This window comes from Streptomyces sp. NPDC048604, from assembly GCF_043199435.1.
In the GTDB taxonomy this organism is placed as follows: domain Bacteria; phylum Actinomycetota; class Actinomycetes; order Streptomycetales; family Streptomycetaceae; genus Streptomyces.
The window spans coordinates 563,748-576,267 of sequence record NZ_JBICVX010000001.1 but is presented as its reverse complement, the minus strand read 5'-3'; the positions used below and the strand labels follow the sequence as shown (position 1 = coordinate 576,267).

10 protein-coding genes are annotated in these 12,520 nt (G+C 70.6%); 6 read left to right on the top strand and 4 right to left on the bottom strand.

Translation table 11 applies throughout. The annotated features are described in order from the left end of the window. The first annotated feature begins 53 nt into the window (after window positions 1-53). Window positions 54-1,433: a glycine--tRNA ligase gene (locus ACGFMM_RS02780; RefSeq protein ID WP_393642450.1), complete on the top strand. Its 1,380-nt coding sequence runs from the start codon at window positions 54-56 to the stop codon at window positions 1,431-1,433. Between the two features lie 100 nt (window positions 1,434-1,533). Here the strand turns inward: ACGFMM_RS02780 and ACGFMM_RS02775 are convergent, their stop codons facing one another. Continuing rightward, window positions 1,534-2,121 (bottom strand): TetR family transcriptional regulator, encoded by a 588-nt coding sequence (locus ACGFMM_RS02775; protein ID WP_393642448.1) that lies wholly within the window; start codon window positions 2,119-2,121, stop codon window positions 1,534-1,536. Between the two features lie 29 nt (window positions 2,122-2,150). Continuing rightward, window positions 2,151-3,185, bottom strand: a complete 1,035-nt coding sequence (locus tag ACGFMM_RS02770; RefSeq protein WP_393642446.1) for an aldo/keto reductase — start codon at window positions 3,183-3,185, stop codon at window positions 2,151-2,153. Between the two features lie 199 nt (window positions 3,186-3,384). Between ACGFMM_RS02770 and ACGFMM_RS02765 the strand changes: the two genes are divergently transcribed. The 4 genes from ACGFMM_RS02765 to ACGFMM_RS02750 all read left to right on the top strand — a co-directional run bounded on the left by ACGFMM_RS02765 (window position 3,385) and on the right by ACGFMM_RS02750 (window position 9,577). Beyond that, a complete protein-coding gene (locus ACGFMM_RS02765; RefSeq protein ID WP_393642445.1) occupies window positions 3,385-3,585 on the top strand; it encodes a DUF6243 family protein in 201 nt (66 codons plus the stop codon). A 159-nt stretch (window positions 3,586-3,744) separates the two neighbouring features. Further along, entirely contained in the window at window positions 3,745-4,923 is a 1,179-nt protein-coding gene (gene dusB, locus ACGFMM_RS02760; protein WP_393642443.1) for a tRNA dihydrouridine synthase DusB, read from the top strand. 376 nt (window positions 4,924-5,299) lie between these two features. Continuing rightward, window positions 5,300-8,011 (top strand): pyruvate, phosphate dikinase, encoded by a 2,712-nt coding sequence (gene ppdK / locus ACGFMM_RS02755; RefSeq protein ID WP_393642441.1) that lies wholly within the window; start codon window positions 5,300-5,302, stop codon window positions 8,009-8,011. Window positions 8,012-8,554: 543 nt separating this feature from the next. Next, window positions 8,555-9,577 (top strand): ArsR/SmtB family transcription factor, encoded by a 1,023-nt coding sequence (locus tag ACGFMM_RS02750; RefSeq protein ID WP_393642439.1) that lies wholly within the window; start codon window positions 8,555-8,557, stop codon window positions 9,575-9,577. On the opposite strand, the gene ACGFMM_RS02745 is transcribed toward ACGFMM_RS02750, so the two are convergent. Then, entirely contained in the window at window positions 9,547-10,707 is a 1,161-nt protein-coding gene (locus ACGFMM_RS02745) for an alkaline phosphatase PhoX (protein ID WP_393642438.1), read from the bottom strand. The genes ACGFMM_RS02750 and ACGFMM_RS02745 overlap by 31 nt on opposite strands. A gap of 178 nt (window positions 10,708-10,885) precedes the next feature. Here ACGFMM_RS02745 and ACGFMM_RS02740 point away from each other — a divergent pair, with 178 nt between their 5' ends. Further along, complete coding sequence (locus ACGFMM_RS02740; RefSeq protein ID WP_393642436.1) at window positions 10,886-11,965, top strand: hypothetical protein; 1,080 nt, start codon at window positions 10,886-10,888, stop codon at window positions 11,963-11,965. On the opposite strand, the gene ACGFMM_RS02735 is transcribed toward ACGFMM_RS02740, so the two are convergent. Further along, a complete protein-coding gene (locus tag ACGFMM_RS02735; protein WP_393642434.1) occupies window positions 11,922-12,506 on the bottom strand; it encodes an SRPBCC domain-containing protein in 585 nt (194 codons plus the stop codon). The two genes, ACGFMM_RS02740 and ACGFMM_RS02735, sit on opposite strands and share 44 nt — an antisense overlap. Window positions 12,507-12,520: the final 14 nt, after the last annotated feature.

Genomic DNA, 12,520 nt, shown 5'->3' with positions numbered 1-12,520 from the left:
CCCGCCGCTACCCTGAGGCATTCGCCCGCCCACCTTGTAGTGAAGAGAGCACCGTGGCCGCCGACAAGATCGACACCATCGTCAGCCTGAGCAAGCGCCGTGGCTTCGTCTACCCCTGCAGCGAGATCTACGGCGGTCAGCGCGCCGCCTGGGACTACGGGCCGCTGGGTGTCGAGCTCAAGGAGAACATCAAGCGTCAGTGGTGGCGCTACATGGTCACCTCGCGCGAGGACGTCGTCGGCATCGACTCGTCCGTCATCCTGGCCACCGAGGTCTGGGAGGCCTCCGGTCACGTCGCCACCTTCACGGACCCGCTGACCGAGTGCACCTCCTGCCACAAGCGTTACCGCGCCGACCACCTGGAGGAGGCGTACGAGGAGAAGCACGGCCGCCTCCCCGCGAACGGCCTCGTCGACCTCAACTGCCCCAACTGCGGCAACAAGGGCACCTTCACCGAGCCGAAGCAGTTCTCCGGCCTGCTCTCCACGCACCTCGGCCCGACCCAGGACTCCGGCTCCGTCGCCTACCTGCGTCCCGAGACCGCCCAGGGCATCTTCACCAACTTCGCGCAGGTGCAGACCACCGCGCGCAAGAAGCTCCCGTTCGGCATCGCGCAGACGGGCAAGTCCTTCCGGAACGAGATCACTCCGGGCAACTTCATCTTCCGCACCCGCGAGTTCGAGCAGATGGAGATGGAGTTCTTCGTCAAGCCGGGCGAGGACGAGCAGTGGCACGAGTACTGGATGGAGCAGCGCTGGAACTGGTACACCGGCCTGGGTCTCCGTGAGGAGAACATGCGCTGGTTCGAGCACCCGAAGGAGAAGCTCTCCCACTACTCGAAGCGCACCGCCGACATCGAGTACCGCTTCCAGTTCGGCGGCAACGAGTGGGGCGAGCTGGAGGGCGTCGCCAACCGCACCGACTACGACCTGAAGGCCCACGCCGAGGCCTCGGGCGCCAACCTGACCTACCTGGAGCAGGAGGGCGAGCGCTACACGCCGTTCGTCATCGAGCCGGCGGCCGGTGTCGGCCGCACCATGCTGGCCTTCCTGCTCGACGCGTACACCGAGGACGAGGCCCCCAACGCCAAGGGCGTCATGGAGAAGCGCGTCGTGCTGCGCCTCGACCACCGCCTGGCCCCGGTCAAGGTCGCCGTCCTGCCGCTGTCCCGCAACGCGGACCTCTCGCCGAAGGCCAAGGGCCTCGCGGCGGACCTGCGGCAGAACTGGAACATCGAGTTCGACGACGCGGGCGCCATCGGCCGTCGCTACCGCCGCCAGGACGAGATCGGCACCCCGTACTGCATCACCGTCGACTTCGACACCCTCGAGGACAATGCGGTGACCGTGCGCGAGCGCGACAGCATGAAGCAGGAGCGCGTCTCCCTGGACCAGATCCAGGGCTACCTCGCCAGCCGCCTCATCGGCTGCTGACACCCCCGCGCCGCGAGGCGGCAAGGCCGCAAGGAAAGCCCCCGGTTCCGCACCTCGGAACCGGGGGCTTTCCCGTGGGGCCCCGGGCCGCGGGGCGGGCTCAGGCGCGCAGACCGCGCAGCAGCAGGGCGACCACCGCGTCGAAGTCCGCGTCGACCGTGGGCCTGCGCCACTCCGGCGCGTACGCCGGATCGTGGAAGTGGGCGGTCGCGCTGAACAGCGCGCGGGCCGTGGCCTCCGGCTCGGGGGCGGTGAACTCGCCGTCCCGCACGCCCTCCTCGACCACCGTGCGGACCTGCCCGACCAGCACCTCCAGATGCCGGTCCACCACCCCGCTGTTCTCGTCGATCAGCACGCTGTACGTCGCGAACAGCTCCGGGTCGTCGCCCGCCTTGTGCCGCTTGGCCTCGAAGAGGGCCGCGAACCACTCCCGCAGCTTCTCCGGCGCCGGCCGCCCCTGCGCGCCGGTCAGCTCCGCGAGCATGATCTCCGTACGCGACAGCCACCGCTCCGTCACCGCCTCGCGCAGGGCCGCCTTCGTACGGAAGTGGCGGTAGACGCTGCCGTGGCTCACGCCGAGCGCCCGGGCCACGTCCACGACGGTCGCCTTGGCGGGGCCGTACCGGCGCAGCACCTCCTCGGTGGCTTCCAGGATGCGCTCTGCCGTCAGGGTCTCGGTGCTGGCCATGGAATGACAGTACCTGTCAGTGCACGCGGTCAGTGCTCGCTGTCCAGGTGCGCCATCTGGGCCTCCGGGTAGCGCTCCCCGGCCGCCGCCCCTGCCGGCACGGCCTCCTCGATCGCCGCCAGGTCCGCCGCGTCCAGCGTCACGTCCAGCGCGCCCAGCGCCTCCGCCAGCCGGTCCCGCCGACGCGCGCCGACCAGCGGGACGAGGTCGACGCCGCGCAGCCCGCCCTGGGCGAGCACCCAGGCGATCGCGGTCTGCGCCACCGTGGCGCCCTTGCGCCCGGCCACCGCCCGCAGCCGCTCCACCAGGCCGAGGTTGTGCCGCAGGTTCTCCCCCTGGAAGCGGGGGCTCATCCCGCGGAAGTCGCCCGGCGCGAGCGCGCGGTCGCCGCTGAAGTGGCCGCTGATCAGCCCGCGGGAGAGCACCCCGTACGCCGTGATGCCTATGCCCAGCTCGCGGGCGGCCGGCAGGATCCGCTCCTCGATGCCGCGGGATATCAGCGAGTACTCGATCTGAAGGTCGGCGATCGGGGCGACGGCCGCCGCACGGCGCAGGGTGTCCGCACCGACCTCGGAGAGACCGATGTGCCGCACATGGCCGGCCTCGACCAGCTCGGCGATCGCCCCGACCGTCTCCTCGACCGGCACGTCCGGGTCGACGCGGGCGATCCGGTAGACGTCGATGTGGTCCAGGCCGAGGCGCTGCAGCGAGTACGCCGCGAAGTTCTTCACCGCGGCCGGACGGCCGTCGTACCCGGTGAAGCCGCCCTCGACCGTGCGCAGCGCGCCGAACTTCACGCTCGTCAGCGCCTTCTCCCGCGCCCCGGCGGGCGCGGTGCGCAGGGCCTCGTTGATCAGGAGCTCGTTGTGCCCCATCCCGTAGAAGTCGCCGGTGTCGAGCAGCGTCACGCCGGCGTCCAGCGCCGCGTGGATGGTCGCGATCGACTCCGCGCGGTCGGCCTCGCCGTACAGCGCGGACATGCCCATGCAGCCGAGACCGAGGACGGAGACCTCGGGGCCGGTGGCGCCGAGCTTGCGGGTGGGGAGTGCGTTCGTGGTGTCCATGAAACGACTATGGCATGACGGATGACAGATTTCAATGTTTGTCACTCGTTCGGGAAAATCGAGTGTCCGGGTCGTCCGTGCCGGGTAGCGTCCTCGGCATGCATTCGTTCTTCCAGATCTACGAGTGAGAGCGCGGCGGGCCACGAGCCCGCCCGACGCCGGACACGACCCGATCCACGTCCCACCGATGGGAGAACCCATGTCCAAGGGCCGGAACAACCTCCTCGGCGTCGGCGGACAGCGCAAGAAGCTGTCCCGTACCGACCAGCACGGCGCCGGTCAGGGCCGCGGCGCCGACCGCAAGGCGGCCGCGGACCAGAAGCAGGAGCTGCTGAAGAAGATGCGCGAGCGCGCGCAGGGCGGCGACGCCTCCTCCGCGCAGGGCGGCGACGCCTTCTAGCCGCGCCGGATCTTCACGACAGGGCCCCGGGTCGCTCACCGTCCCGGGGCCCGCGTGCGTCCGGGCCCGGGTGCGTCCCGGGGCCCGCGTGCGTCCCGGCCGTCCCGCCTTCGGCTCCGGGGCCCCCGGACCGTACGGCGGATGGGTGACAATGGCTGGATGACCGCGTTCTCTCCCCTCGCCATCGGGCCGCACATCGTGCAGCCCCCGGTGGTGCTCGCCCCGATGGCCGGCATCACCAATGCCCCGTTCCGCACCCTCTGCCGGGAGTTCTCCGGCGGCAAGGGGCTGTTCGTCAGCGAGATGATCACGACGCGGGCGCTGGTCGAGCGCAACGAGAAGACCATGCAGCTGATCCACTTCGACGAGACCGAGAAGCCGCGGTCCATCCAGCTGTACGGCGTCGACCCGGTCACCGTCGGCAAGGCCGTGCGGATGATCGTCGACGAGGACCTCGCCGACCACATCGACCTGAACTTCGGCTGCCCGGTCCCCAAGGTGACCCGCAAGGGCGGCGGCTCCGCGCTCCCGTTCAAGCGGCCGCTGCTGCGCGCCATCCTCAACGAGGCCGTCGGCAACGCCGGCGACCTGCCGGTCACCATGAAGATGCGCAAGGGCATCGACGACGACCACATCACGTATCTGGACGCCGGCCGGATCGCCGTCGAGGAGGGCGTCACCGCCATCGCGCTGCACGGCCGCACGGCCGCACAGCACTACGGCGGCACCGCGGACTGGGACGCCATCGCCCGGCTCAAGGAGCACGTCCCGGAGATCCCCGTGCTCGGCAACGGCGACATCTGGTCCGCCGACGACGCCCTGCGCATGATGCGCGAGACCGGCTGCGACGGCGTGGTGGTGGGCCGCGGCTGCCTGGGCCGCCCGTGGCTGTTCGGCGACCTGGTGGCGGGCTTCGAGGTCCCCCAAGCTCTCGGCTTCGCTCGAGCAGGGGAGACCCCCATCGGCGCGTACGCGACGCCGGGGCTGCGCACGGTCGCCGACGTGATGGTGCGGCACGCCACGCTGCTCGGCGAATGGATCGGCGACGAGACACGGGGTGTCATCGACTTCCGCAAGCATGTCGCGTGGTACCTCAAGGGCTTCTCGGTCGGTTCCGAGATGCGCAAGCGGCTCGCGATCACCTCGTCCCTGGACGAGCTGAGCGCTCAGTTGAGCGAGCTGGACCTGGACCAGTCGTGGCCGGCCGGAGCCGACGGCCCGCGCGGCCGCACCTCGGGCAACAACCGCGTGGTCCTGCCCGACGGCTGGCTGAAGGACCCGTACGACTGCTCCGCCATGGTGAGCGCGGACGCCGAGCTGGACACCTCCGGAGGCTGAGAAATCCGGTCCGGATGGCGAGAAACAGCTCGTTCCGAGGGCGTGATTCTCGCCACCCCTGATCAGGGTTGCGCTCAGATGAGCAGTTTCGGATGACTGCACTTCCCAAAAGGGGTGGCACTCAGTGCCACCCCTTTGTGTTCAAGAGTTGAACGCAAGTGCTCTGAATGCCGCTCGTATGAGCGTCTATTCTCTCTATCGGGTCAAGCGGCCTTCGACGGTTGAAGTAGTCGGCTACTCGCCGGAAACATTCGATCTGGTGGCGGACGGGTGGTTAAGGCCTCATGACGGGCAGGCGTACGTACCCAGACGCCTTCGATCTGGGTATGTTCCTCGCCGTCAGGGCAGCCACCGAGTCCTCGAGGAGTCGAGACCCGTGTCGGAAAACAAAGATCAGAAGTTCGTGTACGACTTCACCGAGGGCAACAGGGACCTGAAGGACCTGCTCGGCGGCAAGGGCGCGAACCTGGCCGAGATGACCAACCTCGGCCTCCCGGTTCCTCCCGGCTTCACGATCACCACCGAGGCCTGCAAGGTCTACCTCGAGTCCGGCGCCGAGCCGGCCGAGCTCCGCGACGAGGTCAGCGCGCACCTCGACGCCCTCGAGCAGCAGATGGGCAAGAAGCTCGGCCAGGCCGACAACCCGCTCCTCGTCTCGGTGCGTTCCGGCGCCAAGTTCTCCATGCCCGGCATGATGGACACCGTCCTCAACATCGGCCTCTCCGACGCCTCCGTCGCAGGTCTGGCCGCCCAGGCCGACAACGAGCGGTTCGCCTGGGACTCGTACCGCCGCCTGATCCAGATGTTCGGCAAGACCGTCCTCGGCGTCGACGGCGAGCACTTCGAGGAGGCCCTCGAAGAGGCCAAGGAGGCCAAGCAGGTCTCCAGCGACACCGACCTGGACGCCGCCGACCTGAAGAAGGTCGTCGAGCACTTCAAGAAGATCGTCAAGGACGCGACGGGCCGCGACTTCCCGCAGGACCCGCGCGAGCAGATGGATCTCGCCATCGAGGCGGTCTTCAACTCCTGGAACACCGACCGGGCGAAGCTGTACCGCCGCCAGGAGCGCATCCCGGGCGACCTGGGCACCGCGGTCAACGTCTGCTCCATGGTCTTCGGCAACCTCGGCCCGGACTCCGGCACCGGCGTCGCCTTCACCCGCGACCCCGCCTCCGGCCACCAGGGCGTCTACGGCGACTACCTGCAGAACGCGCAGGGCGAGGACGTCGTCGCCGGTATCCGCAACACCGTGCCGCTCGCGGAGCTGGAGTCGATCGACAAGAAGTCGTACGACCAGCTGATGCAGATCATGGAGACCCTCGAGACGCACTACAAGGACCTGTGCGACATCGAGTTCACCATCGAGCGCGGCCAGCTGTGGATGCTGCAGACCCGGGTCGGCAAGCGCACCGCCGGCGCCGCGTTCCGCATCGCCACCCAGCTCGTGGACCAGGGCCTGATCGACGACGCCGAGGCGCTGCAGCGCGTCACCGGCGCGCAGCTCGCCCAGCTGATGTTCCCGCGGTTCGACGAGGACGCGAAGGTCGAGCAGATCGGCCGCGGCATCGCCGCCTCCCCGGGCGCGGCGGTCGGCAAGGCCGTCTTCGACTCGTACACGGCCGTCAAGTGGTCGCGCTCCGGCGAGAAGGTCATCCTGATCCGCCGTGAGACCAACCCGGACGACCTGGACGGCATGATCGCCGCCGAGGGCATCCTGACCTCGCGCGGCGGCAAGACCTCGCACGCCGCCGTCGTCGCCCGCGGCATGGGCAAGACCTGTGTCTGCGGCGCCGAGGAGCTCGAGGTCGACACCAAGCGCCGCCGGATGACCACCGCCTCCGGCGTGGTGATCGAGGAGGGCGACGTCGTCTCCATCGACGGTTCCACCGGCAAGGTGTACGTCGGCGAGGTGCCCGTCGTGCCGTCCCCGGTCGTCGAGTACTTCGAGGGCCGTATGCACGCCGGCGCCGACGACGCCGACGAGCTGGTCCAGGCCGTGCACCGGATCATGGCGTACGCGGACCGGGTACGCCGCCTGCGGGTGCGCGCCAACGCCGACAACGCCGAGGACGCCGCCCGTGCCCGCCGCTTCGGCGCCCAGGGCATCGGTCTGTGCCGCACCGAGCACATGTTCCTCGGCGAGCGCCGCGAGATGGTCGAGAAGCTGATCCTCGCCGACACCGACGAGGACCGCTCCGAGGCGCTGGACGCCCTGCTGCCGCTGCAGAAGAAGGACTTCGTCGAGCTCTTCGAGGCCATGGACGGCCTGCCCGTCACGGTCCGGCTGCTCGACCCGCCGCTGCACGAGTTCCTGCCCGACATCACCGAGCTGTCGGTGCGCGTCGCGCTCGCCGAGGCCCGCAAGGAGCCGCACGAGAACGACCTGCGCCTGCTCCAGGCCGTGCACCGGCTGCACGAGCAGAACCCGATGCTGGGTCTGCGCGGTGTCCGTCTCGGCCTGGTCATCCCCGGCCTGTTCACCATGCAGGTCCGGGCGATCGCCGAGGCCGCCGCCCAGCGCATCGACGCCAAGGGCGACCCGCGCGCCGAGATCATGATCCCGCTGGTCGGCACCGTCCAGGAGCTGGAGATCGTCCGCGAGGACGCCGAGCAGGTCATCGCCGAGGTCTCGGCGCAGACCGGCGTCGAGCTGAAGCTCGCGCTCGGCACCATGATCGAGCTGCCGCGCGCCGCCGTGACCGCCGGTCAGATCGCCGAGGCCGCCGAGTTCTTCTCCTTCGGCACCAACGACCTCACCCAGACTGTGTGGGGCTTCTCCCGGGACGACGTGGAGGCCAGCTTCTTCACCGCGTACCTGGAGAAGGGCATCTTCGGCGTCAGCCCGTTCGAGACCATCGACAAGGACGGCGTGGGCGCCCTGGTCCGCTCCGCGGTCGAGGCCGGCCGGGCGACCCGCCCGGACATCAAGCTCGGCGTCTGCGGCGAGCACGGCGGCGACCCGGAGTCGGTGCACTTCTTCCACGAGGTGGGCCTGGACTACGTCTCCTGCTCGCCGTTCCGGATCCCGGTGGCGCGCCTGGAGGCGGGCCGTGCGGCGGCCGGCTCGGCCGGCTCCGACAGCCGCTGATCGGCCATTCAGTAGCAGAAGACCCCGGAGCCGTCGCTCGTCCCCGACCCTCAAGCCGATGGGCGGCGGCTCCGGTCAGCAGGAGAGACGGGCGGACACCTTGTGCGGAGGTGTCCGCCCCGTCCTTTTTTCTCCCGTTGCGGAAATGTCGGCTCGTGTTCGGTCACGGCCGTTTGAATTCTGACCTGTTGAACCCCGGAGTAGCGCCGGAGCCGGAAGGCTTTGATGGGTTTCCGCCATTCGTCCCGCAAAGGGAGGGCGGGGCGCGGCCCCTGGATCCCCACCCGGGGGCCGCGCCCATTACCCGTGCCGGGCAAGTGAGCCGCAACCTTCATCGACCGCCGCCGGACGCGCGAAGCCCCCCACGGTCCTCGCCGCGCCACCTCGGTCCTGAAGGTTTCCTGCCCGACACCGCACAGCCTTTCGTTTCCGGCCGCTCCGCCGCGATGCGTTTCAACTGTGGCTTAAAGGCCCTGGTAACGTCCTGTGATGGCATGCATACTCGTCGCGGGGGGCGATTGCGAGTGCACAGGGGTGGGTTCCATGCTGCGTATTCATTTCACCGGGGACGATCTCGCCGGGGTACGGATGGCCGCCCGGCCGGACGTTCTGTGGGAAACCATTCTCAGCTTTCACCGATTGAGAGACCGGCGCGGCTCCACGGTCTACCGGGAATGGCGGACGACCACCCGGAAGCGGTTGAACAATGAAACACGACTCCTGGCCGCGCTGGTCCCCGGACGCGGGTATTTTCCCGACTTCCTGACGCCCTCGGAGGGCGTCCACGGCCTCGACGAGGGCCTCCAGGCGCTCCGCGCCACGCCCGCCACGAGGATCCGCGGGGAACTGGGGCTGCTCGCCGCCACCCGCACCGGGCGCACCGACGGCTCGCTGCCCGGCGCCCTCGCCGGCCTCGCCGAGGGCCGCCCCGAATCCCTGGGCCGTCTCGTGGACGCGCTGCGCGGCTACCACCGGGCCGCCATCGCGCCGTACTGGCCCCGGGTGCAGGCCCGGGTCGACGCCGACCGGGCCGTCCGCGGCCGGGCCGTGCTCGACGGCGGCGCCGACGAACTCCTCGCCACGCTCCCGCCGATGCTGCGCTGGCGCGCGCCCGTCCTGGAGGCCGACTACCCGGCCGACCGGGACGTCCACCTCGACGGCCGCGGACTGCTGCTCCAGCCCTCGTACTTCTGTCGCGGCACCGCGGTCGTGCTGCGCGACCCGCTGCTGCCGCCGGTGCTGGTCTACCCGGTCACCCACAGCGAGTCGCCGGCGGTGAGCCGGCCGGGCGGCACGTCCCTGGCCAAGCTCGTCGGGCAGACCCGCTCCGAGGTGCTGCGCGCCGTCGGCGACGGCAGCACCACCAGCGAACTGGCCCGCCGGGCGGGCGTGTCCCTCGCCTCGGCGAGCCAGCATGCCGGGGTGCTCCGCGAGGCCGGCCTGGTCTCCACCCTCCGGCACGGCAACGCGGTGCTGCACACCCTGACCCCGCTGGGCGCCGCCCTGTTGGGCGACGCCGTGCGGGGCGCGGTGTGCTACGCGCGGAACGGGCCGGTCACCTCGTAGGTGATGCCGCCGGAGGAGCTGCCCGAGGTGCCGCGCTGGCTGGAGAAGTAGAGCCGCGTACCGTCGGGCGAGAACGCCGGGCCGGTGATCTCGGAGCTGGACTGGCCGTTGATCCGCAGGAACGGCGCGACGACGTCGTCCGGGGTGATGATGCAGATCTCCATGTTGCCGCCGTCCTCGGCGATGAACAGGTCGCCGGAGGACGAGCCGGTGACGTTGTCCACGCCGGTCAGCGGGGCGCCGCCGCCGACCACGAGCGAGTCGTCGTAGGCGAGTTCGTACGTGCCGGACGCCAGGTTCAGCTGCCACAGGCGGTTGTCGCCCTTGGTGGTGAACCAGACGGTGTCGTTGGCGTAGTGGCAGCCCTCGCCGCCGTTGAACTTCTTCGCACCGGAGACCTGGCTGCGGGTGGCCGTCGGGGAGCCGTCCGGGTCCGGCACGTTCTGCCAGGTGAAGGAGCCGGAGGTGCCGGTGCCGGCCACCATCACCTGCAGCGTGCCGGAGGACAGGTTGCCCCAGGTGGTGGGGATGAAGCGGTAGAAGCAGCCGCTGCTCTCGTCCTCGGTCAGGTAGATCACCTGGCGGACCGGGTCGGCGGCCGCCGCCTCGTGCTTGAACCGGCCCATGGCCGAGCGGCGGACGGCCGCGTTCACGCCGTACGGGTCGGTCTCGTAGACGTACCCGAGGCTGACCTCCTCGCAGGACAGCCAGGTGTTCCACGGGGTCTTGCCGCCCGCGCAGTTCTGACGGGTGTTGGACAGGATGCGGTACGCGCCGGTGGTCTGGCCCGCGGAGTTGAACCTCACCGCGCTCGCGCCGCCGGACGGGTTTATCTCCGAGTTCGACACATAGATCCAGCCGGTGCCGTCCGCGAAACAGGCGCCGCCGTCGGGCGCGCTGTGCCAGGTGTACGAGGTGCCGCTCACCGTCTGGCCGGACCGGGCGATGACCCGGCTGGTGAATCCGCCGGGCAGCTGGATGCCGTTGGCGTCCGCCGCGCCGAGGGCCCCGTAGGGGCCGGGGCCGGGCTGGGCCGGGGCCGCATAGGCCGCGCCGCGCATCAGCGTGCCGCCGAAGGCCGCCGCCGAGGTGCCGATGACCGCTCCGCGCAGGAAACTGCGTCGCTCCACGTCTTCACTCCCGTTGGGGTGGTGGTGACCGCCCCGTCGTCCGGTCGGGCGACGGGGGTCGCGCGTTTCTGGAACCTAGGAGCACGGAATTGACGGTGCAGCAACAAGCGATGAAAAGGAAGCGTCGGTTCCCGGTCGGGGCAAGGGCGTTGTCGGTGGCGCCCGTTACCTTCATGTCATGACGATCACCGCACAACTGCGCGCGTCGGTACGGCTGCCGGGGGCGAGCGAACTGCTGGACGGCTTCGCCTTCGAGGGGCGCGGCGACGGCAGCCTGCGCGCCCTCCTGAGGAACGGGCACGAGCTGGAGGTCCACGACCTCGTCGCGCTCTTCACAGGCGAGACCGCGCCGCTCGCCGTCTTCCCGGTGCCGTGGCCCGGCTGGACCGGGGGAGTCCACTCGGTGAGCCCCGACGCCGCGTTCGCCGCGTTCTCCGGACAGCGGTCGGTGCGCGCGGTGGCCCGTGACGGCAGCACCCTGTGGGAGTACCGCCACGCCTGCTGGGACCAGGAGCTCGGCCACGAGCACACCGGCGACGACCAGCAGGTCTGCCGGGACAGCGAGCACGGCTCCTGCCGGGTCTCCGACGACGGCCGGTACGTCTGGGCGCACGTCGTCGACCCGGAGACGGAGTACGACGAACTGTGGGTGGTGCTCGACGCCCGGGACGGCCGCGAGCTGGCGCGGCTGCCGCTGGAGAGTGTGGCCTCGGGCTCGCACCACGTCTCGCACCCCGACGGGGTCCACATGGGCCTCGACATCGGGATGGGCCAGGACGGCATCGAGCTGCACTGGGGCCACTGGGACGGCGAGAAGCTGACGACCTGGGACCTCAACGAGAACCTCGACCGGATCCTGATGGACGTCCACCCGGAGCACGAGGGCTTCCTGACGATGGAGCACTACGGCGCGGACCTCCAGCTGCACGCCCTCGACGGCGCCGTCCTCGCGGAGGGGGAGGCCCCGCCCGGCGCGGAGGCCTGGGACTGGTGCGCCGGGTTCCTCGACGCCGGCACGGTCATGGCCTGCACCGGCTTGGAGTACGGCGAGGACGACGAGGACGACTCGTACGACGAGGTCCGGCACTGGCTGCTCGACGCCGCCACGCTCCGGATACGTGGCGCCGTCGCCTACCCCTCCGGCCCTGCCGGCGGCTACGTCCGGCCCCTCGGCGACGGCACCTGGCTCACCTACGACGAGGAGAGCGCGACGCTCAGCCGCTGGAGCCCGGCGGCTCCGACTCCAGCAGCGTCTTGAGCTCCGTGAGGTGCTCCTGCCAGAACTCCTTGTACGCGGCGACCGCCTCCGCGTCGGGGAGCCGGGTGTGGCCGAGGCCGATCTGCGTCTTCGCCTCGCCCTTCGGGGTGAGGTAGACGGAGATGCGACTGGGGCCGCCGTCCCAGTCCGCCGTCAGCGACTTCCCCGGCCGGTGCGTCCGCACCGCCAGCTCGCCGACGGGGAGCCAGCGCAGGCGCAGCTCCTCGTCGGCGAAGGCCGCGCTGCAGCGCTCGGCCGGGGCCGCCACCGTGCGGCTGACGCTCGCCTGCCAGTCGCCCGCCGACGACTGGCCGACCTGGCGCAGTCCGCGTTCCTGCTCGTACGCCACGGTGATCGACTGGGCGTGCCAGCCGCCGACGTGGTGCGCGTCCACCAGATGGCGGGCGATCGCCGCGTGGCTCTGCTCGGCCGCGCCCCAGGCGTCGAGCAGGGCGAACCAGTCGCCCCAGCCCCTTCCGGTGGCGGCGGTCAGGGCTTCGTCCGACAATTTCTCGGTGATCTTCCGGCCTGCGGGGCTCATGGATCCGACGCTAG

What these genes read in the sequence shown, in the direction of transcription:
- ACGFMM_RS02775 (WP_393642448.1), bottom strand. Translation starts at nt 2,121, where the DNA reads ATGGCCAGCACCGAGACCCTGACGGCAGAGCGCATCCTGGAAGCCACC.
- ACGFMM_RS02770 (WP_393642446.1), bottom strand. Translation starts at nt 3,185, where the DNA reads ATGGACACCACGAACGCACTCCCCACCCGCAAGCTCGGCGCCACCGGC.
- ACGFMM_RS02765 (WP_393642445.1), top strand. Translation starts at nt 3,385, where the DNA reads ATGTCCAAGGGCCGGAACAACCTCCTCGGCGTCGGCGGACAGCGCAAG.
- dusB (WP_393642443.1), top strand. Translation starts at nt 3,745, where the DNA reads ATGACCGCGTTCTCTCCCCTCGCCATCGGGCCGCACATCGTGCAGCCC.
- ACGFMM_RS02750 (WP_393642439.1), top strand. Translation starts at nt 8,555, where the DNA reads ATGCTGCGTATTCATTTCACCGGGGACGATCTCGCCGGGGTACGGATG.
- ACGFMM_RS02740 (WP_393642436.1), top strand. Translation starts at nt 10,886, where the DNA reads ATGACGATCACCGCACAACTGCGCGCGTCGGTACGGCTGCCGGGGGCG.
- ACGFMM_RS02735 (WP_393642434.1), bottom strand. Translation starts at nt 12,506, where the DNA reads ATGAGCCCCGCAGGCCGGAAGATCACCGAGAAATTGTCGGACGAAGCC.